Origin of the sequence: Morganella morganii (assembly GCF_041099235.1) — a bacterium.
Lineage (GTDB): Bacteria > Pseudomonadota > Gammaproteobacteria > Enterobacterales > Enterobacteriaceae > Morganella > Morganella morganii_E.
On sequence record NZ_JBFZSO010000004.1, the window covers coordinates 143,877 to 170,396 of the forward strand.

At 49.0% G+C, this 26,520-nt stretch carries 19 protein-coding genes; 7 read left to right on the top strand and 12 right to left on the bottom strand.

Features of this window, described 5'->3' with window-relative positions:
* Nucleotides 1–12: 12 nt before the first annotated feature.
* From msbA to serC, 7 genes are all read right to left on the bottom strand, one after another.
* Nucleotides 13–1,758, bottom strand: a complete 1,746-nt coding sequence (gene msbA / locus AB7038_RS09105) for a lipid A ABC transporter ATP-binding protein/permease MsbA (RefSeq protein WP_439958081.1) — start codon at nt 1,756–1,758, stop codon at nt 13–15.
* 37 nt (nt 1,759–1,795) lie between these two features.
* Complete coding sequence (locus AB7038_RS09110) at nt 1,796–4,093, bottom strand: DNA internalization-related competence protein ComEC/Rec2 (protein WP_368888700.1); 2,298 nt, start codon at nt 4,091–4,093, stop codon at nt 1,796–1,798.
* A gap of 376 nt (nt 4,094–4,469) precedes the next feature.
* Nucleotides 4,470–4,754 (bottom strand): integration host factor subunit beta, encoded by a 285-nt coding sequence (gene ihfB / locus AB7038_RS09115; protein WP_369453168.1) that lies wholly within the window; start codon nt 4,752–4,754, stop codon nt 4,470–4,472.
* A gap of 65 nt (nt 4,755–4,819) precedes the next feature.
* Nucleotides 4,820–6,493: a 30S ribosomal protein S1 gene (gene rpsA, locus AB7038_RS09120; protein ID WP_004235822.1), complete on the bottom strand. Its 1,674-nt coding sequence runs from the start codon at nt 6,491–6,493 to the stop codon at nt 4,820–4,822.
* A 226-nt stretch (nt 6,494–6,719) separates the two neighbouring features.
* Entirely contained in the window at nt 6,720–7,409 is a 690-nt protein-coding gene (cmk, locus tag AB7038_RS09125; RefSeq protein ID WP_368888701.1) for a (d)CMP kinase, read from the bottom strand.
* 116 nt (nt 7,410–7,525) lie between these two features.
* A complete protein-coding gene (gene aroA / locus AB7038_RS09130) occupies nt 7,526–8,803 on the bottom strand; it encodes a 3-phosphoshikimate 1-carboxyvinyltransferase (protein ID WP_369453169.1) in 1,278 nt (425 codons plus the stop codon).
* A gap of 86 nt (nt 8,804–8,889) precedes the next feature.
* Complete coding sequence (serC, locus tag AB7038_RS09135) at nt 8,890–9,975, bottom strand: 3-phosphoserine/phosphohydroxythreonine transaminase (protein ID WP_036414234.1); 1,086 nt, start codon at nt 9,973–9,975, stop codon at nt 8,890–8,892.
* Nucleotides 9,976–10,328: 353 nt separating this feature from the next.
* Between serC and ycaO the strand changes: the two genes are divergently transcribed.
* The 4 genes from ycaO to pflA all read left to right on the top strand — a co-directional run bounded on the left by ycaO (nt 10,329) and on the right by pflA (nt 16,458).
* Entirely contained in the window at nt 10,329–12,110 is a 1,782-nt protein-coding gene (gene ycaO / locus AB7038_RS09140) for a 30S ribosomal protein S12 methylthiotransferase accessory factor YcaO (protein WP_369453170.1), read from the top strand.
* A 305-nt stretch (nt 12,111–12,415) separates the two neighbouring features.
* A complete protein-coding gene (focA, locus tag AB7038_RS09145; RefSeq protein ID WP_072870939.1) occupies nt 12,416–13,276 on the top strand; it encodes a formate transporter FocA in 861 nt (286 codons plus the stop codon).
* 54 nt (nt 13,277–13,330) lie between these two features.
* The gene (gene pflB / locus AB7038_RS09150; protein ID WP_368888705.1) at nt 13,331–15,613 is read left to right on the top strand and encodes a formate C-acetyltransferase; all 2,283 of its coding nucleotides are present in this window, start codon (nt 13,331–13,333) and stop codon (nt 15,611–15,613) included.
* Between the two features lie 104 nt (nt 15,614–15,717).
* The gene (gene pflA, locus AB7038_RS09155; protein ID WP_004235814.1) at nt 15,718–16,458 is read left to right on the top strand and encodes a pyruvate formate lyase 1-activating protein; all 741 of its coding nucleotides are present in this window, start codon (nt 15,718–15,720) and stop codon (nt 16,456–16,458) included.
* A gap of 73 nt (nt 16,459–16,531) precedes the next feature.
* On the opposite strand, the gene AB7038_RS09160 is transcribed toward pflA, so the two are convergent.
* From AB7038_RS09160 to AB7038_RS09180, 5 genes are read right to left on the bottom strand one after another with little or no spacing between them, the layout of a single operon-like run.
* Nucleotides 16,532–17,059 (bottom strand): fimbrial protein, encoded by a 528-nt coding sequence (locus AB7038_RS09160; RefSeq protein WP_369453171.1) that lies wholly within the window; start codon nt 17,057–17,059, stop codon nt 16,532–16,534.
* 16 nt (nt 17,060–17,075) lie between these two features.
* Complete coding sequence (locus AB7038_RS09165) at nt 17,076–18,065, bottom strand: fimbrial protein (RefSeq protein ID WP_369453172.1); 990 nt, start codon at nt 18,063–18,065, stop codon at nt 17,076–17,078.
* A complete protein-coding gene (locus AB7038_RS09170; protein WP_369453173.1) occupies nt 18,058–20,595 on the bottom strand; it encodes a fimbria/pilus outer membrane usher protein in 2,538 nt (845 codons plus the stop codon). The genes AB7038_RS09165 and AB7038_RS09170 overlap by 8 nt, the downstream gene beginning before the upstream one ends.
* An 11-nt stretch (nt 20,596–20,606) precedes the next feature.
* Nucleotides 20,607–21,281, bottom strand: coding sequence for a molecular chaperone (locus AB7038_RS09175; protein ID WP_368888710.1), 675 nt, complete (start codon nt 21,279–21,281; stop codon nt 20,607–20,609).
* A gap of 55 nt (nt 21,282–21,336) precedes the next feature.
* On the bottom strand, nt 21,337–21,858 hold the full coding sequence (locus AB7038_RS09180; RefSeq protein ID WP_369453174.1) for a fimbrial protein: 522 nt from the start codon (nt 21,856–21,858) through the stop codon (nt 21,337–21,339).
* A 794-nt stretch (nt 21,859–22,652) separates the two neighbouring features.
* On the opposite strand from AB7038_RS09180, the gene AB7038_RS09185 reads away from it, so the two are divergent.
* From AB7038_RS09185 to AB7038_RS09195, 3 genes are read left to right on the top strand one after another with little or no spacing between them, the layout of a single operon-like run.
* The gene (locus AB7038_RS09185) at nt 22,653–23,201 is read left to right on the top strand and encodes a fimbrial protein (protein WP_368888712.1); all 549 of its coding nucleotides are present in this window, start codon (nt 22,653–22,655) and stop codon (nt 23,199–23,201) included.
* A 47-nt stretch (nt 23,202–23,248) separates the two neighbouring features.
* Nucleotides 23,249–23,926: a molecular chaperone gene (locus tag AB7038_RS09190; RefSeq protein ID WP_368888713.1), complete on the top strand. Its 678-nt coding sequence runs from the start codon at nt 23,249–23,251 to the stop codon at nt 23,924–23,926.
* Between the two features lie 47 nt (nt 23,927–23,973).
* The gene (locus AB7038_RS09195; protein WP_369453175.1) at nt 23,974–26,520 is read left to right on the top strand and encodes a fimbria/pilus outer membrane usher protein; all 2,547 of its coding nucleotides are present in this window, start codon (nt 23,974–23,976) and stop codon (nt 26,518–26,520) included.

A 26,520-nucleotide genomic window follows, 5' to 3' on the forward strand; every position in this document is an offset into this window, starting at 1 on the left:
CAGCAATGCCGCTTAGTGACCAAACTGCATGTTATAAAGCTGCGCATAGATACCCGGCTGTTTCACCAGTTCATCATGCGTACCGCGCTCCTGCACTTCTCCGTCCTGCACCACAAGAATTTCATCAGCCTTCTCAATAGTGGATAAGCGGTGAGCGATCACCAGACAGGTACGGTTTTTCTGTAACTCATCGAGCGCAGCCTGGATCGCACGTTCAGATTCAGTATCCAGTGCTGAGGTGGCTTCATCGAGGATCAGGATCGGTGCGTCACGCAGCAGTGCGCGGGCAATTGCAATACGCTGGCGCTGACCACCGGAAAGCAGGACACCGTTTTCACCGATTTCTGTATCCAGCCCCTTCTCCATCTTATTGATAAAGTCCATGGCATAGGCCATTTCAGCGGCTTTTTCAATCTGCCCGCGGGTATACTTCCCTTCTGTGGCATAGGCGATATTATTCGCGACCGTATCATTGAAGAGGTGAACATTCTGCGACACCAGCGCCACCTGACTGCGCAGTGATGCCAGTGTGTAGTCACGGATATCGTTACCGTCGATCGTAATATGTCCGCTTTCGATTTCATAGAAACGGGTGATCAGATTGGCAATGGTGGATTTGCCGGAGCCGGAGCGCCCGACCAGCGCTACGGTTTTGCCTGACGGGATAGTGAACGACACATTTTTCAGCGCCGGGTTCTCTTTCCCCTGATAACGGAAAGTGACATTCTCAAACGCCACATCACCTTTGGCATCTTTCAGCACTTTGGTGCCGGTGTCTTTTTCCTGCTCCATATCAAGCAGAACAAACAGTGTCTGACATGCAGCCATCCCGCGCTGGAACTGGGCGTTCACGTTGGTCAGGGATTTCAGCGGACGCATCAGGGCAATCATGGAGGAGAATACAACCGTAATGGAACCGGCACTCAGCGCTTCTTTAATTTCAGGGAAACTGGCGGCAAACAGCACAAATGCCAGCGCAAAGGAGGCAATAATCTGAATAATCGGGTCGGCAATAGATGATGCGGTAACCAGTTTCATACCCTGGCGGCGCATATGGTTGCTGACTTTATCGAAACGATCATTTTCCACTTTCTGACCGCCGAAAATCAGCACTTCTTTATGCCCTTTCAGCATCTGTTCAGCACTGGCGCTGACCTGTCCCATACCGCTCTGCATGTTTTTACTGATTTCGCGGAAGCGCACAGATACTTTGCGGATAACAAAGGCCACAATCGGGGCAATAACAATCAGAATCAGCGACAGCTGCCAGCTGTTGTAAAACATCAGCCCGAACAGCGCGATAATATAAGCGCCTTCACGGACGACCGTTACCAGCGCACCGGAAGAAGATGAAGCCACCTGTTCGGAATCATAAGTGATACGGGAAAGCAGAGTCCCGGTGGATTGCTGATCAAAGAAGGAAACCGGCATGCCCATCATATGACGGAACAGGTTACGGCGCATGGTCATAACCACTTTACCGGACACCCAGGAGAGGCAGTAACCTGAGACAAAACTGGAGATACCGCGTAACAGCATCAGCCCCAGGATAATCAGCGGCATGATACGGAGAAAATCATTGTCGGCAGTGCCGAAACCTTCATCAAGCAGCGGTTTCAGCAGCGACAGCATAAATGCATCGCCGCCCGCATTGATGACTAACGCAATAGCCGCCACGATGATACCTGCTTTAAACGGTGCGATTGTCGGCCATAACCGGCGGAATGTTTGCCGGGTTGAAATATCAATATCTTTCATTATTGCGTTTACCAATACCAAAAATTAGCTGCCTATATTACCCGTTTACCGGCTGATCTCCAAACCATGCGCTGAACCAGCGGGGGAAGAGACCGGCACGGTAAGTCGCAACGGATACCTCATCAGCAAAAAAGGACACAGAAATCTGGCCGCTGTGCGCAGTATCATGCCACTGCACGCCGAGATCATGATAGCGACGGCGTACTTTATCAGAAGGCAGACGCCACGGGCTATAGCGCGCAACAGAAACCAGTGCGAAAGCGGGATTTACCGCACGAATAAAAAATTCTGATGATGAGGTTTTGCTGCCATGGTGCGGAACTTGCAGCACGGTGGCGGAGAGTTCATCTTTATACTTAATCAGCTGTTTTTCTGCCTGTTTTTCGATATCCCCGGTCAGTAAAACCTGATGTTTCCCGTCACTGATGCGGATAACACAGGAGCCGTCATTTTTGCTCAGCTGATATTTTTCGTCCGGCCATAACACCTCAAAATATAATGACTGCCATCGCCAGCGCTCCCCGCGGCGACAGGGGGTGTCGGCCTGCGGAATATTGCCTTTAACCACCGCAGCAGGATAAGCACGGCGCAGAGAGCCCAGTCCGCCGGTGTGGTCACGGTGGTCATGGCTTATCATAATCCAGTCCGGAGTCAGGCGGTGATAATGCAGATAAGGCAGCACTGTGCGCAGCCCGTCATCCCGTGACCCGAAGCGGTTGCCGGTATCATACACAACCGCTCTGCCGTCTTTTATCACCACCGCCGCCAGCCCGTGCCCGATATCCAGTACGGTAACCGACCATTCCGGCGGTGTTTTCCGCAGATACAGACAGCAACTGAACACCATCCCCGGCAGCAGCAGCGGGTGCTGCCGCCACATATCCAGCCGGATGATATAAACAGCCACCCACATCAGTGGTATCCATATCAGAGCGATATGTCCGGTAACCATCCAGCCCTGTGCCAGAAACGGCAGTGGCCATAATGCCAGCGCCAGAGAATAATCAGCCGGCAGCAGTGCAGGCCCGATCAATAACCCGGCAAACAGCAGCGGCACCGTCAGAAAGGAGATCACCGGTACCACCCACAGATTACTCAGAAACGACAACACATTCACACCGCCGAAGAAAAATCCCTGAACCGGCAGCAGTAATAAAAATAGTCCGCACTGATAAGAAAGAAACAGCCGGATATTGCGCCACAGCCGGGTAAAGAGTGTCAGCGGAATGAATACTCTGTTACGGGAAAAAACACCCGTGTGATGCCAGAACAGTAATGCGGTAACCGCAGTATAAGACAACCAGAATCCTGCGGATAAAATTGTCAGCGGATCGGCCAGCAACAGCAGTGCAGCGCTTATCACAACAAACTGATATGTTGGCAGATGGTAATGCCGCCAGCGCAGCAGATGCCATAACAACAGCGCAGACAGTGCCCGGCAGGCCGGAACCCCAAACCCGGCCAGCCAGACATAAGCAATCGCGGCACAAACTGACAGCAGAGAGGGAATTAAATAAGTCATCACACGCAGCGGTAACAGCAGCAACAATAACCGCCCGGCCCACCAGCCCCATAACGCCGCCAGCCCGATATGCAGCCCGGAAATGGCCACCACATGCGCCACCCCGGTTTCCTGCACCAGTCTGCGCTGCTCTGCAGTGATGCCGCGCCGCTCGCCAAATAACAGCGCCGCCATCAGTCCGTTATGCGGCAGGTTAGCTATCGCAGGAAGGTATGCCGCAATCATCTTCTGACGCTGGTTGCAGTCTGACGATAATTTTTTGCTGCGTCCGGGCGTCAGAGAAAACAGAACCCGTTCCGACAATAAATATTGCTGCCGGTTTGACTGCCCTTCATTTAGCTGACCGTGTACCGGCCTCAATACAGGACGAAATATACGCCAGACTTCACCGGCACACACCGGTTTAAATGAACCTTTTATTTTTATATTAATAAAAACAGTATCATCATACACTTTATTATTTATATTAATAATCCGACCCCTGACAGAATAATAGTCAGATGAATTAACCATGACATCATGGATCATAATATCGATATTATCGGGTGATTCAGCGGAAAAGAGTGATAATGTATTACTGATATGAATATTTACTGCCAGAAAAGTACCGGCAACAATGCGGATAAAAAAACTCAGCCGGGTTCGGATAAGAAAAAGCAAACAAATACCGATGAATAACAGCAGACTTTCTGCCGGTAACAACAGTCGCGGTATCAGTAACAGCGGCATATGCCCGGCCACAACAGCAGCCGCAGCGAGCCAGAGCGGTAACGGACGGGGAAACAGATATTTCATCACAGCCATAACAGACATATTACTCACCGGAAAGGTAAACAGGCCGGTATTATGTTATGGCGGGTATCACGTGTTATTTCGATAATAGAAAAATGCGTGTCGTCACGAATTTATATTTAAAGCATACAAATAATCAATTATTTTATGCGAGTCAACTCACAATTATTTGCTTAATTATAAACACAATCTAATTTCCAATAGTATTTTATGGCGAACTGAATATGATATCTCCGGTAACCTATTATTAATAAACGAATTCAGCTTGCCAACACCAGAACCTTACACAACCATAATTTATTAATATAATATTAACATTTTTATAATAATGATAATTTAATGTTCGTTGCAAAAAAAATGACGCCGGTGGCGTCATTTTTATTATCTCTGTCAATAATCAAGCATAGATATTTGCGCGGTCGCGTAACTCTTTGCCCGGTTTGAAGTGAGGAACGTGTTTACCTTCCAGTTCCACCTGTTCGCCGGTTTTCGGGTTACGACCTACCCGCGGTGCACGGTAGTGCAGAGAAAAACTGCCGAATCCACGGATTTCAATACGTTCGCCGTCAGCAAGCGTATTTGCCATATGCTCAAGGATCTCTTTTACTGCTTCTTCAACAATTTTAGCCGGAAGATGAGATTGTTGGCCTGCCAGCTTCTCAATCAGTTCAGATTTGGTCATATAACCTCCTGGACTACCCTGATTATCATAAAAGCAGACCGCTTCCGCGGCCTGCTGCTGCTTAATTACTCGCCTTTAGCTGCTTTGAAAGCTTCTGCCATTGCGTTGTTAGAGAAGCCAGCTTCTTCCTGCTTGTTCACAGTAGCGATAGCGTCTTTTTCATCCGCTTCGTCTTTTGCACGTACAGACAGGTTGATTACACGGTTTTTACGATCAACACCAGTGTATTTAGCTTCAACTTCATCACCAACGCTCAGAACCAGAGTAGCATCTTCAACGCGATCGCGTGAAGCTTCTGATGCACGCAGGTAACCTTCAACGCCATCCATCAGCTCAACAGTTGCGCCTTTAGCGTCTACTGCAGTTACTTTACCGGTGACGATAGCACCTTTCTTGGTAACAGCGGTGTAGTTGTTGAACGGATCTTCAGCTAACTGCTTAACGCCCAGAGAGATACGCTCGCGCTCTGCATCAACCTGCAGAACAACAGCTGCGATTTCGTCGCCTTTTTTGTATTCACGTACTGCTTCTTCGCCTGCAACGTTCCAGGAGATGTCAGACAGGTGAACCAGACCGTCGATGCCGCCATCTAAACCAATGAAGATACCGAAGTCAGTGATTGACTTGATTTTACCTTCAACGCGGTCACCTTTGTTGTGAGTTTCCGCGAACTGCTGCCATGGGTTAGATTTGCACTGTTTCAGGCCCAGGGAGATACGACGACGTTCTTCGTCGATGTCCAGAACCATAACTTCAACAACGTCGCCCACGTTAACAACTTTAGATGGGTGGATGTTTTTGTTGGTCCAGTCCATTTCAGAAACGTGTACCAGACCTTCAACGCCTTCTTCGATTTCAACGAAGCAGCCGTAGTCAGTCAGGTTGGTCACGCGACCGGTCAGACGGGTGTTCTCAGGGTAACGTTTAGCGATTGCGACCCAAGGATCTTCGCCCAGCTGTTTCAGGCCCAGAGATACGCGGGTACGTTCGCGGTCGAATTTCAGCACTTTAACAGTGATTTCGTCGCCGACATTCACGATTTCGCTTGGGTGTTTAACACGTTTCCACGCCATATCAGTGATATGCAGCAGACCATCAACGCCGCCCAGATCAACGAATGCACCGTAGTCAGTGAGGTTCTTAACGATACCTTTAACTTCCATGCCTTCCTGCAGGTTTTCCAGCAGCTGATCGCGCTCTGCGCTGTTTTCTGATTCGATAACTGCACGACGGGAAACAACCACGTTGTTGCGTTTCTGATCCAGCTTGATTACTTTGAACTCAAGCTCTTTGCCTTCCAGATGCGTGGTGTCACGAACAGGACGCACGTCAACCAGTGAACCCGGCAGGAACGCACGGATGCCGTTCAGTTCGACAGTGAAACCGCCTTTAACTTTACCGTTGATAACACCGGTAACAGTCTCAGCTTCTTCGTATGCTTTTTCCAGCATCAGCCATGCTTCGTGGCGTTTTGCTTTCTCGCGGGACAGAACAGTTTCACCGAAACCGTCTTCTACTGCGTCCAGAGCAACATCAACTTCGTCGCCAACCTGGATTTCCAGCTCGCCCTGAGCATTTTTGAACTGTTCTACCGGGATAGCAGATTCTGATTTCAGACCTGCGTCAACCAGAACTACGTCTTTATCGATAGCGACAACAGTACCACGGACGATAGCGCCCGGACGGGTTTCGATAGCCTGCAGGGATTCTTCAAAGAGTTGAGCAAAAGATTCAGTCATGTTTGATCTTCAAGTGTTTAAGTATTAACGTCCATTTAGCATCCGGCCGAATGGGGTTGTTTCACATACCTTGCAACATTCCTTGTCACAAAGGGGTGGCAGAAAACTGCTTCTTTGCCTTGTTCTCTGCCGGTAAAAAACTTCAACTTAACATTATAAACAAAAACGAATACAGAAACCTACTAAAAAACACGTTTTCAGTCAGAATTCCCGCAAATTTTGTTTATCATTCCGCCGTTTCGGCCAGTTTTGCCTTCGTATAACGAAGGGCTTCGGCAATAACGTCGTCAATTGACATGGTTGTTGAGTCCAGAATCAGCGCATCGCCGGCAGCCACCAGCGGGGCAACCGCACGGTTGCGGTCGCGGAAATCGCGCTCTTCTATCTCAGCAAGAAGGCGGTCAAAATTAACACTAAAGCCTTTGTCCTGCAACTGCTTCATCCGGCGGTGGGCACGCTCCTGCGCACTCGCGTCGAGGAAAATTTTCACCGGGGCATCCGGGAACACCACCGTGCCCATATCGCGGCCGTCGGCAATCAGGCCCGGCGCCACACGGAATGCGCGCTGACGGCGCAGCAGAGCTTCACGGACACGCGGGAACGCCGCGATTTGTGAGGCTGTCATCCCCACTTCTTCCTGACGGATAGCCCGGCTGACATCCTCACCTTCCAGAATGGTCTCAGGGCCGGTGTCTTTTGCCAGGAATTTCACATCCAGATTTGCCGCCAGCGGAACCAGTGCATCTTCCGAGGTGATATCCACATGATGATGCAGTGCCGCCAGTGCCAGAACGCGGTAAATTGCGCCGGAGTCCAGTAAATGCCATCCCATTTCGTTTGCCAGTGCGTGACAAAGGGTGCCTTTGCCCGCGCCGCTCGGGCCGTCAATGGTAATGACCGGAACATATACTGCCATGCGCGCTCTCCTGTCGCAGTCCGGCGGCCGTCACAACGGCCGCCTGAAAAAAGATGCCCGTATTATACGCATCTGTGACAGCAGAGGAAACGCCCTGCACGCAGAACGGCGTTTTTTTATTCTGACAGTGCCGCCAGCTCACTGAAGTAGCCGGGGAAGGTTTTTGCCGTACAGCCCGGATCGAGGATCGTGACCGGGGTGTCTGACAGTGCCACCAGCGAGAAACACATGGCGATACGGTGATCGTTATAGGTTTCAATTTCCGCATGCTGTAATTTTTCCGGCGGGGTAACCTGAATGTAATCATGCCCCTCTTCTACCTGTGCGCCGACTTTACGCAGTTCAGTTGCCATTGCACTGAGACGATCAGTCTCTTTCACCCGCCAGTTATAGATATTGCGGATAGTGGTTGTCCCCTTCGCAAACAGTGCGGTGGTGGCAATCGTCATCGCCGCATCCGGGATGGCGTTCATGTCCATATCGATGCCGTGCAGAGTATCGCGGCTGCATTCAATGTATGTGTCAGCAAAAGTGACTTTCGCACCCATTTTTTCCAGCACTGCCGCAAACTGCGTGTCGCCCTGCAGACTGTTACGCCCGATGCCGGTGACCCGTACGGTACCGCCTTTAATGGCTGCCGCCGCGAGGAAATAGGAGGCGGATGAGGCATCCCCTTCCACCAGGTATTCTCCCGGGGACTGATACTGCTGTTTTCCTTTGATCAGGAAACGCCGGTAATCTTCATTCACCACGGTGATACCAAACACGGACATCATTGCCAGCGTGATATCGATATACGGTTTGGAGACCAGCTCGCCGGAGATGGTAATTTCGGTGTCATTCTCCGCCGGTGGTGCCGCCATCAGCAGCGCAGTCAGAAACTGGCTGGATACGGAACCGTCCACACTGATACGCCCGCCGGTAAAGCCGCCGCGGATCCGCAACGGCGGATAACCGTCATTCTCAGGAAAATCAATCTGTGCGCCGCCCTGACGCAGTGCATCGGTCAGATGACCAATCGGGCGCTCTTTCATACGCGGTTCGCCGGTCAGGGTAATGTCATTATCCCCGAGACACAGTGCTGCCGTCAGCGGGCGCATCGCCGTTCCGGCATTGCCGAGGAACAATTCAATACCTTTAAATCCGCTGATCGGTTTGCCCTGACCCTCCACAATGCATTCGGTTTTATCGTCAGAAAGCTGATAACGGATCCCCAGTTCCCGCAGTGCACTGAGCATATGGCGGATATCATCACTGTCGAGCAGGTTGATAAGGCGTGTTGTGCCCGCTGCCTGTGCCGCCAGCAGCAGTGCCCGGTTGGAGACACTCTTGGAGCCGGGCAGGTTAATCGTCCCGTTAATGCGGGCGATGGGTTGTAACGTCAGGGAATCCATACGAAGTTATTCTCCGGTGTGTAAACATAAAAAACGAAAAACGGGGCCGGATGCTTACCCGGTCCCGGAAAAGTGTCTGCAAAAAATCAGCTGTGACGACTTTCAAACTCCGCCATAAACTCAGCCAGTGCGCGCACGCCTTCATACGGCATCGCATTATAAATGGAGGCGCGCATCCCGCCGGCGACTTTGTGCCCTTTCAGGGAGACCAGTCCCTGTGCCTGTGCTTCGGCGAGGAATTTGCTGTCCAGTGACGGATCAGACATCTGGAACGGCACGTTCATCAGTGAACGGTTGGCTGCCGCCACACGGTTAATATAGAAATCACTGTGATCCACCGCAGAATAAAGCAGTTGTGCTTTGTCATAGTTGATCCGGGCGATTTCCTGTAAACCACCCTGTTCAATCAGCCATTTAAAGACCATGCCGGAGAGATACCAGGCAAAGGTCGGCGGGGTGTTGAACATGGAGTCGCATTCACTCAGTACGGTATAGTCGAGGATGGACGGAGTTTCTCTGCGCGCTTTGCCCAGCAGATCCTCACGGATAATCACCAGGGTCAGACCGGCCGGGCCGATATTTTTCTGCGCACCCGCATAAATCACCCCGAAACGGCTGACATCCAGCGGTTTGGACAGGATGGCAGACGAGTAATCCGCAATCACGATTTTATCGCCGAAATCCGGCTCTTCGTGGATGGCAATACCATCAATGGTTTCATTCGGGCAGTAGTGAACATAGGCTGCATCATCACTGAGCTGCCATTCGCTCATCGGCTTCACGCCGATGCCGTCTTCTGATTCGGTTCTGACATTAATAATGTTCGGTGTGCAGTATTTTTTTGCTTCTTCTGCCGCACATTCCGCCCAGTATCCGCCCACCACATAATCCGCTTTGGTTTTCTCACCCAGCAGGTTCATCGGCAGTGCGGCAAAATGTCCGCGTGCGCCGCCGTGACAAAACAGCACTTTATAATTATCCGGCACCGCGAGGATCTGGCGCAGATTATTTTCCGCTTCCTTTGCCACCGACATAAACTCTTTGCTGCGGTGACTGATTTCCATGACTGAGGTGCCGAGCCCGCGCCAGTTGCACAGTTCCTGCTCAGCACGGCGCAGCACTTCTACCGGCAGCATAGCCGGACCGGCACTAAAGTTGTATACCTGACTCATTGACCTCACCCTATCTGTAAATTAATGCCCTGTATATCCATCATATGAATACGCCCTGTCTGTCGGTTTTATCACTCCCCACCCTTTGCTGCAACGCTTATTGCATGATGGGCGGCAAACCCTTTTTGTCGCCCGGCAGAATATCTGACTGCCTCTGACTATCAGATTGGGATATTATATAATGTATTTCCGGAGATGCATGGCGGACAGCGGAAATACAGCGGAATAACCCGGCAGTAACTTTACATTCACAAAGGTAGCCGCTGACACGAAAAATCCGTATTATGTGCGCCTTTCTTCCCCGGTATTCCTGAGTCCGCGTACAGCGGGCCGTTACAGCAATTGTGGATCCCATGACGCAAACACATACTTTTATTCCCGGCAAAGATGCCGCTCTCGAAGATTCCATCAGCCGTTTTCAGCAGAAACTGCAGCAGCTGGGTTTCAATATAGAAGAAGCCTCGTGGCTCAACCCGGTGCCGAACGTCTGGTCTGTGCATATCCGTGATACTGACTGCCCGCTCTGCTTTACCAACGGCAAAGGGGCCACGAAAAAAGCCGCGCTGGCCTCCGCGCTGGGCGAGTATTTTGAGCGTCTGTCCACCAACTACTTTTTTGCTGATTTCTGGCTGGGTGAGACTATCGCCAGCGGGGAGTTTGTTCACTATCCGGATGAGAAATGGTTCCCGCTGACAGAGGATGACTCTCTGCCGGAAGGTATTCTCGATCAGCATCTGCGCGATTATTATGATCCGGAAAATGATTTACAGGGCAGCCAGCTGATTGATCTGCAATCCTCCAATGAGGAGCGCGGTATCTGCGCCCTGCCGTTTACCCGCCAGTCTGACGGCAAAACAGTTTATATTCCGATGAATATCGTCGCCAACCTGTATGTGTCCAACGGCATGTCCGCCGGGAACACCCGCAATGAAGCCCGCGTACAAGGATTATCGGAAGTCTTTGAACGTTATGTGAAAAACCGCATTATTGCTGAGCGCATCAGCTTACCGGCTATCCCGGAAGAAGTGCTGGCGCGTTATCCGCAGGTTGTTGAGTCAATCCGCACCCTGGAAAATGAAGGTTTCCCGATCTTCTGTTTTGATGCCTCGCTCGGCGGTCAGTATCCGGTGATCTGTGTGGTGCTGTTTAACCCGGCCAACGGTACCTGTTTTGCCTCTTTCGGTGCTCATCCTGATTTCGGTGTAGCTCTGGAGCGGACTGTCACTGAGCTGTTACAGGGACGCAGCCTGAAAGACCTCGATGTCTTCACCGCACCGACCTTTGATGATGAGGAAGTGGCGGATCAGACCAACCTGGAAACCCACTTTATCGATTCCAGCGGCCTGATCAGCTGGGATCTGTTTAAACAGGATGCGGATTATGATTTCGCTGACTGGCAGTTCCGCGGCACCACCGAAGAAGAATTCACCACACTGATGGCACAGTTCGCGGCATCCGGCCACGAAGTGTATATTGCCGATTATGAGCATCTCGGTGTGTATGCCTGCCGTATTCTTGTACCGGGCATGTCAGATATCTATCCGGTGGAAGACTTGCATATGGCGAATAACGCCATGGGTATTCATCTGCGTGAAACCATTCTCGCGCTGCCGGAAAGCCGTTACCGTCAGGAAGATTACCTCTCTCTGCTGGCACAGCTGGATGAAGAAGGCCATGACGATTTTACCCGTGTCCGTGAATTGCTGGGCATTGCTGCCGGTAAAGATAACGGCTGGTCAACCCTGCGCATCGGTGAACTGAAATCCATGCTGGCACTGGCAGGCGGCGATACCGATCAGGCACTGGCCTGGGTGGAGTGGACACAGGACTTCAACGCCAGTGTTCTCAGTGCCGCACGGGCAAACTATTACCGCTGCCTGCACACCCTGCTGCTGTTAACACAGGAGCCTGAGCGCGACGCAGAACAGTACCTGCCGGCGTTTGCCCGTATGTATGGTCAGGAAACCCTGAATGCGGCGCTGGATGCCCTGAACGGTAAAAACTGTTTCTTCGGGCTATGTGCATCAGATAATAATTTAACAGCATTTCCTGCGCATCAGGCACTGCTGGCAGCTTATGAAAAACTGCAAAAAGCAAAAACGCATTTTTGGCTAAACGATAAAAATGCGATTTAATCGTCGTAAATAGCGATAAACGTAAATATTAGGTTAATTTGTTCGTTTTAAGTAACACAAAAACGACAAGTTAACCTGATTTTTTACTTTAATTAAATAAAAAACAAAAAATAAAAATATATTACAATTTTTAAAAAATTGTTTTTCCTTTATATACATAAACTTACATTGATTTTTCAACTTTTTTCAGGGTATTTGACGATTCTCTTGAACGCCTTTATGATCCACATCAAGTTTAATTTTTTCACCCTTTGTTACTATCATTGCGTGCTATAATTATTTGGAATCAAGAGACAGTTAGCATTATGAAAACTGACGCACTTTTTAATTTATTATCTCCTGCCGATATGGCACATGTTGCAGACGATGTGGGTGTCTATAAAGCAACGAAAGCCCCTCACATCACATACTTATCTGCATTTATGGCAGGAATTTTCATCTCAGTAGGTTTTGTCTTTTATATTACAGCCACCACCGGTACCGCAGGCATAGTGCCTTTTGGTATCGCTAAACTTATCGGTGGTTTATGTTTCTCGCTCGGTCTGATGCTGGTTGTGGTTTGCGGGGCTGACTTATTCACCTCCACCGTATTAACCAGCGTGGCGAAAGCCACCGGGCGCATCACCTGGGGACAGATGTTTGCAAACTGGACCCGCGTGTATTTCGGTAACCTGGTCGGCGCCCTCTTCTTTGTCGCCCTCATCTGGTACGCCGGACAGTATATGGCAGCCGACGGGCTGTGGGGATTAAATATCCTGCAAACAGCGGATCATAAGCTTCATCACACCTTTATTGAAGCCGTCTGTCTCGGGATTCTGGCAAACTTAATGGTTTGTCTGGCGGTATGGATGAGCTACGCAGGCCGTAGTCTGACCGATAAACTTTTAGCTTTAGTCTTACCTATCGGTATGTTTGTTGCCAGCGGATTTGAGCACAGTATCGCCAATATGTTTATGATCCCGATGGGGATTGTGATTAAAAATTTTGCACCTTCTGAATTCTGGACTATGGTTGGTTCGTCGCCTGAACAGTTTCCGTCACTGACAGTTTCTGATTTTGTGATTAACAACCTGATTCCGGTCACCATCGGTAACATTATTGGTGGTGCAGTTTTAGTAGGTCTGACTTATTGGCTGATTCATTTACGCGGTGACCAGAAGCATTAATCTCTGTTTATCACGACTGAATTTCTAAGTTCCATTGTTAAAAGGTAAAGTATCATGTCAGAATTAAATGAAAAATTCGCTTCAGCATGGCAAGGCTTTAATCTGGGTGACTGGTCACAGGAAGTTAACGTCCGTGACTTTATCCAGAAAAACTACACCCCATATGAAGGCGATGAGTCTTTCTTAGCAGGTGCTACAGAGGCAACAACTGCTCTGTGGGCAAAAGTTATGGAAGGCATCAAAATCGAAAACAGTACCCACGCTCCTATCGATTTTGACACTGATCTGCCGTCTACTATCACTTCTCACGATGCCGGTTACATCAACAAAGATTTAGAAAAAGTTGTTGGTCTGCAGACTGAAAAACCTCTGAAACGTGCAATGCTGCCGTTCGGTGGTATCCGTATGATCGAAGGTTCATGCAAAGCCTACGGCCGCGAAATGAACCCTGAAGTCGAAAAAATCTTCACCGAATACCGTAAAACTCACAACCAGGGTGTGTTCGACGTTTATACTCCGGACATCATCCGCTGCCGTAAATCCGGTGTTCTGACCGGTCTGCCTGACGCATACGGCCGTGGTCGTATCATCGGTGACTACCGTCGCGTTGCTGTGTACGGTATCGACTTCCTGATGAAAGACAAATTCGCCCAGTTCACTTCTCTGCAGGCTAAATTAGAAAGCGGCGAAGATCTGCGTGAAACTATCCAGCTGCGCGAAGAAATTTCAGAACAGCACCGTGCATTAGGCCAGATGAAAGAAATGGCTGCCAAATACGGTCTGGATATCTCCGGTCCTGCAACTAACGCACAGGAAGCTGCACAGTGGACTTACTTCGGCTACCTGGCTGCGGTTAAGTCTCAGAACGGTGCTGCAATGTCCTTCGGCCGTGTTTCCACATTCCTGGACATTTACATCCAGCGTGACCTGGAACAAGGCAAAATCACTGAAGTTGAAGCTCAGGAAATCGTTGACCACCTGATCATGAAACTGCGTATGGTCCGCTTCCTGCGTACCCCTGAGTATGATGAACTGTTCTCCGGTGACCCAATCTGGGCAACAGAATCTCTGGCAGGTATGGGTACCGACGGCCGTACTCTGGTAACCAAAAACAGCTTCCGTTTCCTGAACACCCTGTACACCATGGGTCCTTCACCGGAACCAAACATGACCATCCTGTGGTCTGAAAAACTGCCTCTGAACTTCAAACGTTATGCGGCTAAAGTGTCTATCGATACCTCTTCTGTACAGTATGAGAACGATGACCTGATGCGTCCTGACTTTGATAACGATGACTACGCAATCGCATGCTGCGTGAGCCCGATGGTTGTCGGTAAACAAATGCAGTTCTTCGGTGCCCGTGCAAACATGGCTAAAACCCTGCTGTATGCAATCAACGGCGGTGTTGACGAAAAACTGAAAATCCAGGTTGGTCCGAAACACGAACCAATTCACTCAGATGTTCTGGATTACGACGTTGTTATGGATCGCCTGGATCACTTCATGGACTGGCTGGCAACTAACTATGTCACCGCCCTGAACTGCATCCACTACATGCACGACAAATACAGCTACGAAGCAGCGCTGATGGCTCTGCATGACCGTGACGTATATCGTACAATGGCATGTGGTATCGCGGGTCTGTCTGTTGCAGCTGACTCCCTGTCTGCAATCAAATACGCGAAAGTTAAACCGGTTCGTGACGAAAGCGGTCTGGCTGTTGACTTCGAAATCGAAGGCGAATATCCGCAGTTCGGTAACAACGACTCCCGTGTTGATGACATCGCATGTGACATCGTTGAACGTTTCATGAAGAAAATTCAGAAACACCACATGTACCGTAACGCAGTTCCTACACAGTCAATTCTGACCATCACTTCTAACGTTGTGTATGGTAAGAAAACCGGTAACACTCCTGACGGCCGTCGCGCAGGCGCTCCGTTCGGACCAGGTGCTAACCCTATGCACGGCCGTGACCAGAAAGGTGCTGTTGCCTCTCTGACTTCCGTTGCCAAACTGCCGTTTGCTTACGCGAAAGATGGTATTTCTTACACCTTCTCTATCGTTCCAAACGCATTAGGTAAAGATGACGATGTTCGTCGTACTAACCTGGCAGGCCTGATGGATGGTTACTTCCACCACGAATCAAGCATCGAAGGTGGTCAGCACCTGAACGTGAACGTGATGAACCGCGAAATGCTGTTAGAAGCAATGGAAAATCCTGAGAAATATCCTCAGCTGACCATCCGTGTTTCTGGTTACGCAGTTCGTTTCAACTCACTGACTAAAGAACAGCAGAAAGACGTTATTACCCGTACATTCACAAAATCCATGTAATTTGTGCGGTAACCATTTGCTGTCTTATTAAAATAACTTAAACTAAAAGGCCCCTCTGTTTCGGGGCCTTTATTATAACTGGTCAGTTTTGGAGTAATCCTGTCATGTCAGTATTAGGTCGTATTCACTCATTTGAATCCTGCGGGACCGTTGATGGCCCGGGCATTCGTTTTATCGTCTTCTTTCAGGGCTGTCTGATGCGTTGCCTGTATTGTCATAACCGCGATACATGGGATCTGCATGACGGTCAGGAAGTCACTGTCGACGAGTTAATGAAAGAAGCGGTCACATACCGCCACTTTATGAATGCATCCGGCGGCGGTGTGACAGCATCCGGTGGTGAAGCGATACTGCAGGCTGAGTTCGTGCGTGACTGGTTCCGTGAATGTAAAAAAGAAGGTATTCACACCTGCCTGGATACCAATGGTTTTGTCCGCCGTTATGACCCGGTCATTGACGAGCTGATGGAAGTAACCGATTTGGTTATGCTGGATTTAAAACAACTCGATGACAGCATCCACCAGAATTTAGTCGGTGTGTCCAATCACCGCACATTACAGTTCGCCCGTTATCTTGCTGAACGTAATCAGAAAACCTGGGTGCGCTATGTTGTCGTGCCGGGCTGGTCTGATGATGAGCATTCCGCCCACCTTCTCGGTGATTTCACCAAAGATATGAAGAATATCGAGAAGATTGAACTGCTGCCTTACCACGAGTTAGGAAAGCATAAATGGACGGCAATGAATGAAGAATACAAACTTGATGGTGTTAAGCCTCCGTCAAAAGAGACCATGGAAAAAGTGAAATCCATCCTGGAAAGCTATGGTCATAAAGTGATGTATTAAGTCACATCTCCTTTATTATTAACAGCACACTCCGGTGTGCTGTTTTTATTTGTACGCGTTTTGAAGCGGCCCGTTACTGATAGGTGAATGTGGTTGTGACTGCCGCACGAATTGTTCCTGCCGTCACTTTGCCGGTTTCAGAATAAACCCGTGCCCGGAGATTATACGTATAACTTCCGGCCGCAATGTCTCCGGTGAAACGTTTACCGTTTCCGAACGGCTCTCCCCCCGCTCCCTGTAATTGTATGGCGATATTCCCGGCAGTCCCTGTATTTTCATATAAGTCCTCAGGATTAACCGCATCCGGTTTCCCCGAAAATTCAATCGTGGCTTTTGTTGTTCCCGCCGGGCAATTAACCAGTCCCAGTGTGAAAGGAATCCATTTTGTGGCAGACCCCGGGGTTTGCAGCAATCCGGCCTGAACCGGTGCCCCATCCCCCAGATCGACTGTTTTGGTCACACTGTCGCTGCGGATATCACAGGGCGCCGCCAGTACATTACCGGTCACACTGAGCGATACAGTATCACCGGCCAGTGCAGTATTATTCAGAACAGCGCAGGTTATCGCCAGACACATCAGAGGGCGGAGAAATGCAGACATACTTTGTTCCTGTTATTTACTGATAGGTTAAATCAAGTGTTGCGGACGTATTGGCTTTGCCCGGAACCACGGTTGTTTTCGTCTGATAATAACGCGCTGTGACCGGAAAGGTTTCTTTGCCGCCGCCTGATGTTTTCAGCACCAGACGCTTATTTAATTCCAGCGGTGCGCCGTTATATAACAACTGAACGCCCACACCCTGTGCCACACCGGCACTGCCCTGACCGCTTAACGCCAGTACACTGGTGTTACTGACATCCGGATTCTGTGTTCCCTGAAGGCTTACATTGATATTCGCGCCGGCATCACAATCAAGACCTAAATTCCGGTTAACCTCCGTGCCCGCAGGAATACTGCCGATACCACCGCGAAAGTTTGCTGCTGATATATCACCGATCGGAAAATTCAGTGATGGTGTGGTGATACTGCACGCCAGGGTTGTCACAGTAAACGCCGTTACATTGACGGGCACTTCGGTTTGCCACGCTGACTGCAATTCATTTATAAGTACCCCCAGACTCCCGCTTCTGATAGTACCGGAACCGCTTTTACCTATTTTATAAAATGCAATCCCAGATTGTATATACGCATTGCCGCCATCAATCAGCCCGCCGCCTGCGCATATACTATACTGATTTTTGCTGCCGCCATATCCCAGGTAAGTCACAGCTCCCCTGCATCCGGTAACATCAATTTCAGCCCCGAATGCATACCCGATACCGGCAATATCTGTTGCATAGATATTTCGTCCGTTCAGCACCTGAATAAAGCGTCCATACGTTTTAATTCCCAGTGCCTGAGATATCACAGAACCACTGCATTTCCATGCAACATCCCTGTTTCCGCGGACTTCCAGCAATTTGGTTCCCACCGGCGCATCCCGCTGAATAACAATATTCGACGGACTTACCGAAAAGGGTGCCTGTGCAGTACAGGTGGCACCATAAGACAACGAAAAAACCAGCATCAGCCACGTGAAAACACATAATTTCAGAACGTTAATCATTATTGCTCCTGTCAGAAATACAAGTCTCATCTGCCTGTAACACGCCTGTGCCCTCAGATATATTTTTCAGCCGGACAGTGCATTTTTCTGCTGCGGCAGGGCCCCATGTGACAGACAGTTTTTCGTCACCGGTTATCCCGGTTAAATACACCTGTCCGTCACGTCCGGTAATGGCCCCCTGCCGGTCTGAATTCCCGGCGGTGACAACCGCGCCGAACGGTACCGGCTGCCCGTTTCTCTGCGTCATCGTCAGCAGGACACGACGCCCCACACTGACCATATAATCTGCCCTGACCACCGCGCCTCTGGCAGGGATCACCGTTTGTGTCATCAGTACCGGCTCTGCATTATCCGGAAGTGTTTCACTATCGAGTGTCACATCATTCTGCCGGTAAACCATCACATTACTGACCGTGGTATAGCCCCGGAAATCGGTTTTGCTGCCCGCCTGATTCTGTACACTGACGCCTTCTGCTCCGGGTGCTTTAACCAGCACATTGGTTTCCCCCAGCGGCTGCGAGAAAGTGATACCGTTTTCATGCAGAACAATCCCCCCCTGCACGCCATAATTCAGACGCTCACTGTTTCTGTCATAGGCATACCCGGCATTCACTTCCCCGTATGTGCCCTTGTAATCGGCATTCATACTGCCGGTGTAGTCAGCGCCATCTGAACTATATCCCTGCTGAATATTCCAGCTCAGTGCATTATTTTTACCCGCTACGCCGCTGATCCCGGCGGTATGCACCGCACGCCCGTGCTGATCGGTATTCACACTGTAATTAGCCCATGTCTGCGGCATAAATTCATTCAGCGGAATACTGATATTGACAGCGAATGTCTGGTCATTCGTATAAACGGGACGACCGTTTACGCCACCGCTGCGGCCGTTCCGGCTTCCGGTCCAGAGCAAGCCATAACTGATGCCGCCAAGCGTATTGTTATAACCCGCGCTCAGTGATGTCATGCTGTTACCGGAATTCCAGTAATCTTCCTTAACGGCACTGACGGACAGCGATCCCAGTTTTTCCCCGAGTTGCTGACTCAACGTCAGCTCTTCACGGCTGCGGCGGCGATCCGCCGGTATACGGTTATCCCCGTAAGAATCCAGAATTTCCTGCATGGCGTAAAAACCACGCGTGGAATACCGGTAACCGGCGATCGTGAAATTGGTTCCGGTCTGTGCGAAGTTTTTACTGTAACGGAGCCGCCATGACTGCCCCTGCTGCCGTTGTTGTAACGCCGGTACCGCGCGGGCCAGAATGACATCAGAGGATAATGCACCAAGTCCGCCCATATTTTTACCGGCACCGATTGCCAGAGACTGATACTGTTTTGACTCCTGTATGCCGCCATACACCGTAAAACCACGGGGTAAACCATAGATGCCCGTTACCTGAGCAAAACGGGCTTTATCTGTGCGGGAATGATAAGAACGGTACTGTCCGCCGGTCACCGAAAACTTCAGCCGTCCTTCACGCTGCAGAACCGGCAGTGAGGCAAACGGCACAATGAAATGCTGCTCACTGCCGTCATCCCCTTTGACTGTTACATCAAGGTCACCGGCGCCCCCTGTCGGGTACATATCGGTGATTTCAAAAGCCCCGGCGGGAACATAGGTCTGATAAATCTGATAACCATTCTGGCGTATCACCACCTGAGAACTGCTGCGGGCAATCCCCCTGACCACCGGCGCATACCCTTTCAGTGAGTCGGGCATCATGTCATCATCGGATGCCAGTTGCCCTCCGCGAAACGGTACACTGTCAAACACGTCTGATGGCGCGGTACTGTCACCAATTGTCAGTTGTGCTTTCAGCGGGATCACCGAACGCTGCGCGTAGGTATAAATACTTTCCCGTTTATTTTGTCCCGCACTATTTCGGCTCAGGGTGGAATAGTGACGTAAGCGCCATGCGCCGATATTCATACCCGGCCGCAAATTAGCATACAGACTGCTTTCGTTATTCCTGTCTCCGTGCTCCCTGCGCTGAGAACCACTGATACTGTAATTAAGCATCACGGCAGTAATGCCGTTATCCCACTTCTCCGGCGGAACATAACCGCGGGCACGCACTTCTGTTGCCGCCTGGGGAATATGAAGTATCAGTTGCTGATTGCTGAATTGAAAATCAGCCTGAATACCAGGAACAGCGCTGATATCTGTACAGGTATCACCCGTCTTTAATTCAGGGAAAGCCTCTGTTTTCACCCCCCACGCTTTTAATTGCAGGGCCGTAAGACACGGTGTCAGAAGACCATCTGATAATGAGAAATCAATATTTCCGGAATCAACAATCTGATCATTAAGTATAATATCGACGTGATAAACACCCGGCGCCTGGTCACCTGATTCAAAGACCGATAAATCAGCCCGTTCCGCGCCCGGATTTCCCGGTTCCAGCAATTCCGGATTAAAATAATCATGTTCAGTTGCCGCACCACTATAACCGCTCAGGACGGCAGTGATTAAAAACACCAGCCGGGAAGGCTGAAACTGCTTTTTTTTGCTGCAGGTTTCTTTGAGCATTCTTTATTACTCTATTGAATCCGGGAGTGAACAGACTGCCCCATACCACCATAGTCATTAATGATTTTAAATATCACCTCATGCCCTTTGGCACATTCCTTTGACTCAAAGTGATTTTTATCTCCGGGCAGGACATAACTGACATTTGCGATACTTTTCCCGCCAACCGTAATTTCATTAAAATTCATCACCACCGGTGTCGGATTTGAAACGACCAACTGATTTCCCTGACAGTGCCAGCTAAGCTGATTTGTCAGCGCCTCCGGTAAGGAATCATGAAGTGCTGCCGGGCGGTAGATAAGTTTGATCCTGGTTTTCACGGCAATCTGTAATGTATTATCTTTCGGATCAGAGGACGGGATGGCTTTAATATTCAGCCAGTAGAGACTTTCCTTATCCTGTGGTAACTCTCCCGTCATCACAATCCGTTCCACATTCTTTTGCCCCTGATTCAGCCGGTAAAGTGGTGGTGTAATAATAAACGGTGGTTTCTCATTATGATTATCAGGTGATTCAATCCATGACTGAATAAGATAAGGTATCGTGTCCTGATTACTGACATTAATAGATGCTTCTTTTTTACTTCCGTCATAGATAACGCGCGTACCGCCAATCACGACACCGGCATTGGCTGCAGAAAAATGAAAAAGAGAAATGGTGACTGCTACTTTTATAAACGCATTCATATTTTATTAATAAAAGAAGGAAATGAATTCCTTCTTTTATTTCCTGTATTATTATTTAGTTATACACTACCGAGAAATTGGCTGTTGCATTAGCATCACCCGCAGTGATAGTTTTTTCGGTGGATTTATAACGGGCAAAAAAGACCAATTCATTATCACCGGTAGCATTTAACGAATACGGAATACTGGTTGTATTTAACGGAAGCAGTGTTTTATCCGAAGACATCAGCTGAATAGCAACGCCTTTCGCTGCGGTTCCTGCCCCTGAAAGCCCCAGCAGTGCAGGATCAGAGGCATCCGGTTTTCCGTCAAAATTAACCGTCGCCGTTACGGCAGCCGGGCAATTGGTCATTACAATAGTGAACTTCTGCGCTGCGCTGGTATCGCCTGCTGCGGTAAAATCTGCAGAACTCAGTTTACCCATGGGTACATTAATTGCCGTACCAACACCTTTCAGGGTACAGGCACTATCAATAATTGAGCCCGCGAAATTAATGGTTCCGGTTGCAGCAAACGAGACAGCAGCAGGTATAATTGACACAATACCAATGACTGTCGCTGATAATATTTTTTTCATTAACTAACCTTTTTTTAAGACTGGAATATGCATCCTGATAAAAAATAAAAAATACAAAGACTGAAAATTCATTTTTTCACCCATGTTGTTAACATGATAAACATAAGAGTTAAAAAAATTATCTTATATTTTTAAAATTGAATTCATCATCTGATATGTATTTTTTCTCTTATTAACCAATAGCCGGATTATAAGAGCACTATATTATCCTCAGGTTTTATGGTGTCAGAATTCATCATTGTCCGGTAAACAGGTGAAGAATTTGTCTTCCGGCAAAGAGTATAATTATCACGCAGAAAACTTAAAATAAGTAAAAATGGAACGCTGTGTTACATAAAAAGTGATAATTCATTGCGTTACTATCATTATCGCAATTACTCTCATATAAAAATCAGTCAGTGTAGCGACAGCAAAAAATATAACGTATTAAGAATGAATAGCATTTTCACCAGCAGTGTGTCTGTATCTGTAGTCACACTTTTGGCAGACCTGTTTACTCTTTGTTTCATTTAGTCAGTAACATCAAACACCATAACCATACGATAAACCAGAATTTAACTCCGTAATAATCCATTTATCTCGAATTTCTAACCAACAAACACGTAATTCAACAGCATCAAAATAATTAAATCCGCAATCTAAACGGAAACTAAAGCACATCCCCGCTGAAATAGATCTGCTCAGCAAAGCAAAATACAATCATTACGAGTTAAACAAACAGCAGGATCTGTATTTCACACCCTTTAGTCGTAATAAATTAATAACAATCTACTTAAATAATATCGAGGTTTTCAATGTGCATTAAAAAGACTCTGTTAATTGCATCTGTGGTTGCTGCTTCATTTTCCGGCAATGTTTTTGCCGCAGCGGAAAATGTAAATACTGCCGGAAAAATTCACTTCAAAGGCCAGTTTATTGATTCCACCTGTCAGGTGGAAACCAATAACGAAAATAAAACAGAAGGAACTGTACAGCTGGGCACCTGGATGACACAGGCCTTCTCAAAGACCGGTGAAAAAACAGAGGCTACTCCGTTCACCATCGGCCTGAGCGGCTGCCCGGCAACCCTGGGTAAAGCCCGCGTGACCTTCGGCGGTACAGAGCATGATGACAATGCGGATCTGTATAAAGTGGATAATGCCACCGGCGTCGGCATCGGTATTACCGGCAGCGCCACCAGCGAAACTTTTTACCGTCCGAACACTGAAGCAGACGGCATTGAGCTGGGTAAAGATAACAGAGGCCAGAAAACCTATTTCGCCCGTTATATGACAACCTCAGATACGGTCACCCCGGGCACCGCGAATGCCGATGTTACCGTCACCGTCCAGTACACCCAGTAATTATTCCCTGAAGGGGGCTCTGCTCCCTCTTTTTACCGGAGTTCATTATGAAAAAATCACTGATCACATTATTTCTTCTGGGTACTGCAGTGTCTGCGGCCAATGCAAGTGTTGTTCTGGGCGGAACCCGTGTGATTTATGAAGGCAATAAAAAAGAAGCCTCAATTACCGTCAGAAATGATGAAAAAACACCTTATCTGGTGCAGTCATGGGTCAATAACTTTGATGACAAAAATACGGCCAAACCGCCATTTTCCGTGACACCGCCGCTGTTCAGAATTGAGCCGGAATCCGCCAATGCCATACGTGTTGTATTAACTACACCGGGGCTTCCTGAAGACAGAGAATCTGTTTACTGGCTGAATGTAAAATCTATTCCGCCATCAGACCCTGCGGCGACAAATAACCTGACCATTTCCGTCAATAACAAAATAAAACTGATTTACCGCCCGGCCGGATTACCGTCCGCAGATGCCGCCACAGCATATACTCAACTGCGTTTTGAAAAGAAAGGCAGCGTATTACAGGCAACAAACCCGACACCTTATTATGTGTCATTCGGTGAGTTAAAAGCCGGTAATACCGAAATTGAATATTCCGGCATGGTGCCGCCGAAAGGAACCGCCTCATGGAATATCAGCGGTATTCAGGCAAACAGCGTGACCTGGAATGCAGTTAATGATTACGGCTCAATAACAGAAAATAAAACCCGGCCATTAAATTAAACGCCGGACAATTATTCATTATTCATCACGCCACAGAGATTAAAACAATGACGTTCACCTGTGAAAAGCCTTATCAGAATGCCGATAATGCCGGATATCGTTTTCAGTTAAACAGAATTGCTATTGCCGTTACCGCGCTGATCTTCAGTGCAGGCAGCAGCATTTCGTTTGCTGAAGACTATTTCAGCGTTAATTCACTCAGCATGACTGAAGGGCAGAATATCGCAGATCTTCAGAGTCTTGATCAATTTTCCGCGCCGGGCGGGCAACTGGCCGGTGAGTATAATGTGGATGTTGTTGTAAATGGTGTTATTACGGAGACCCGCACAATCACCTTTACCGGCAATAATGACAATAACGGCCTGTCACCGGTTCTGACTAAAGCCGACCTGACTGCATGGGGTATTAATACTGATGCTCTCCCTGAGCTGGCAGCACTTTCACCGGAGCAGGAAATCACCGATATCAGCCGCTATATTCCGGATGCCTCCGCCACACCTGAAATTAATCATCAGCGCCTGCTGATTTCTGTTCCGCAGATTGCCATGAATAATACCGTTGCCGGTGGTATTCCTGAAGCTCAGTGGGAAAACGGCGTTACCGCCTTTATCCTGAATTATTATTACAGCGGCTCAAATAATTTTAATAACCATGCACCGGATAGCGATGCCCATTATCTTAATTTACGCAGCGGCCTGAACCTCGGGGCATGGCGCGTAAACAATTACTCTACGTATTCCGTCAGTGCCGGTGAAAAAAAATGGAAAAATATCGATACCAGCCTGGAACGCGGTATTAACTTTATAAAATCACGCCTGATTATCGGGGATTCATCCACCCCGGGCGATATTTTTGACGGGTTTCAGTTTCGCGGCATACAGCTGCAAAGTGATGAATCCATGATGCCGGATGCCGCGAAAGGATTTGCCCCGGTGATCCGCGGTATTGCGCAGTCTAATGCGGAAGTCACGGTCAGACAAAACGGCTATGTTATCTATCAGACCTATGTCGCTCCGGGTGCATTTGAAATCAATGACCTCCATCCGACAGGTACCAACGGTGATTTGACCCTGGTTATCAAAGAGGCTGACGGCACAGAGCGCACCAGTATTGTACCCTTCTCATCTGTTGCCATTATGCAGCGTGAGGGACAGCTACGTTACTCCCTGACCGGCGGTAAATTCCGGTCAGCGGGTGACGGCAAAGAGCCGGATTTTTTTCAGGGCACGCTGATTTACGGCCTGCCGAAAGGGATCACTGCCTACACCGGCACCATTTTAGCGGATAACTATCAGTCCCTGGCTGCCGGAACCGGTATCAACATGGGTAATTTCGGGGCATTTTCCGCCGATGTCACCCACGCCGCAACCCGTCAGTTACGCGGCGAAGGATCCCGTGACAGCGGCCGTTCTTACCGTCTTCAGTATTCAAAAAATATGATGACCACCGGAACCTCCGTTACCCTGGCGAACTACCGTTATTCCACCGATGGCTACTATTCCTTTGAAGAGACCAATAAAAACCGTGCGGATCTGTACCGTGACAATAAAAAGAACCGTATGCAGATTACACTCAGCCAGTCACTGAATGAATACGGCAGCGTTTACCTGAGTGCTTATCAGCAGGATTACCGGAACCGGGCCGGTAAAGAGCGTTCCGCCAGTGCGGGATACAATAACAGCTATGAGGGGATCAGTTATAACCTCAGCTACAGCTATTCCGGTAATGCTTTTCAGCACAAGGCGGATAACCAGTTTTCATTTTCCGTGAGTGTGCCGTTAACGGCATCAGCCGGCAGCAATGCGACCTTTAATACCTCGGTAACCACGAATAATAACGGACGCAGCGATATGATGGCCGGTATCAGCGGCAACTTATCTGATGATAACCGTTTCAATTATTCCGTTCAGCAATCTTATGCCAATCAGGGCACCGGCGCGGGCGGTAATGCGTCAGCCTCTTACCGTGGCAGTTACGGTATCGCCAATGCCGGCTACAGCTACGATAAAAACTCACAGCGTCTGAATTACGGCTTAACCGGCGCCATTATTGCTCATCCTTACGGGGTGACATTATCACAACCGGTGTATGACGCATTTGCCATTATCCGCGCGCCGGGTGCGGAAAATGTCGCTGTGACCAACCGCAGCGGCGTATCCACAGACTGGCGGGGCTATGCGATTGTGCCTTACCTCAATGCCTATGCAAAAAATGAAATTGCCCTTGATGTCAGCAGCCTGCCGGCCAATGTGGAGCTGAAATCGAATGCTGCCACCGTTGTACCGGTAAAAGGTGCTGCCGTTATGATCAATTATCAGACACATGTCGGTTACCGCATCCTCTTTACGGTCACCAAAGATGGTGCACCGGTACCGTTTGGTGCAGTTGCATCGTCAGAACAGAATGGCGGCAGCGACAACAGCACCGGTATCGCAGATGAAAACGGGGATGTTTACCTCAGCGGGATGCCGGAAAAAGGCCGGATTAATATTCAGTGGGGTAACAGCCCGGATAAACAGTGCCGCGCTGATTATCAGCTGACCAAATCACAGACTGAGCAGCATTTGCCGGTTGTCCCTGTTATCTGTCATTGA

Coding starts and splice junctions, on each gene's coding strand:
- msbA (WP_439958081.1), bottom strand. CDS start 1,758: ATGAAAGATATTGATATTTCAACCCGGCAAACATTCCGCCGGTTATGG.
- AB7038_RS09110 (WP_368888700.1), bottom strand. CDS start 4,093: ATGTCTGTTATGGCTGTGATGAAATATCTGTTTCCCCGTCCGTTACCG.
- ihfB (WP_369453168.1), bottom strand. CDS start 4,754: ATGACCAAATCTGAACTGATTGAGAAGCTGGCAGGCCAACAATCTCAT.
- rpsA (WP_004235822.1), bottom strand. CDS start 6,493: ATGACTGAATCTTTTGCTCAACTCTTTGAAGAATCCCTGCAGGCTATC.
- cmk (WP_368888701.1), bottom strand. CDS start 7,409: ATGGCAGTATATGTTCCGGTCATTACCATTGACGGCCCGAGCGGCGCG.
- aroA (WP_369453169.1), bottom strand. CDS start 8,803: ATGGATTCCCTGACGTTACAACCCATCGCCCGCATTAACGGGACGATT.
- serC (WP_036414234.1), bottom strand. CDS start 9,975: ATGAGTCAGGTATACAACTTTAGTGCCGGTCCGGCTATGCTGCCGGTA.
- ycaO (WP_369453170.1), top strand. CDS start 10,329: ATGACGCAAACACATACTTTTATTCCCGGCAAAGATGCCGCTCTCGAA.
- focA (WP_072870939.1), top strand. CDS start 12,416: ATGAAAACTGACGCACTTTTTAATTTATTATCTCCTGCCGATATGGCA.
- pflB (WP_368888705.1), top strand. CDS start 13,331: ATGTCAGAATTAAATGAAAAATTCGCTTCAGCATGGCAAGGCTTTAAT.
- pflA (WP_004235814.1), top strand. CDS start 15,718: ATGTCAGTATTAGGTCGTATTCACTCATTTGAATCCTGCGGGACCGTT.
- AB7038_RS09160 (WP_369453171.1), bottom strand. CDS start 17,059: ATGTCTGCATTTCTCCGCCCTCTGATGTGTCTGGCGATAACCTGCGCT.
- AB7038_RS09165 (WP_369453172.1), bottom strand. CDS start 18,065: ATGATTAACGTTCTGAAATTATGTGTTTTCACGTGGCTGATGCTGGTT.
- AB7038_RS09170 (WP_369453173.1), bottom strand. CDS start 20,595: ATGCTCAAAGAAACCTGCAGCAAAAAAAAGCAGTTTCAGCCTTCCCGG.
- AB7038_RS09175 (WP_368888710.1), bottom strand. CDS start 21,281: ATGAATGCGTTTATAAAAGTAGCAGTCACCATTTCTCTTTTTCATTTT.
- AB7038_RS09180 (WP_369453174.1), bottom strand. CDS start 21,858: ATGAAAAAAATATTATCAGCGACAGTCATTGGTATTGTGTCAATTATA.
- AB7038_RS09185 (WP_368888712.1), top strand. CDS start 22,653: ATGTGCATTAAAAAGACTCTGTTAATTGCATCTGTGGTTGCTGCTTCA.
- AB7038_RS09190 (WP_368888713.1), top strand. CDS start 23,249: ATGAAAAAATCACTGATCACATTATTTCTTCTGGGTACTGCAGTGTCT.
- AB7038_RS09195 (WP_369453175.1), top strand. CDS start 23,974: ATGACGTTCACCTGTGAAAAGCCTTATCAGAATGCCGATAATGCCGGA.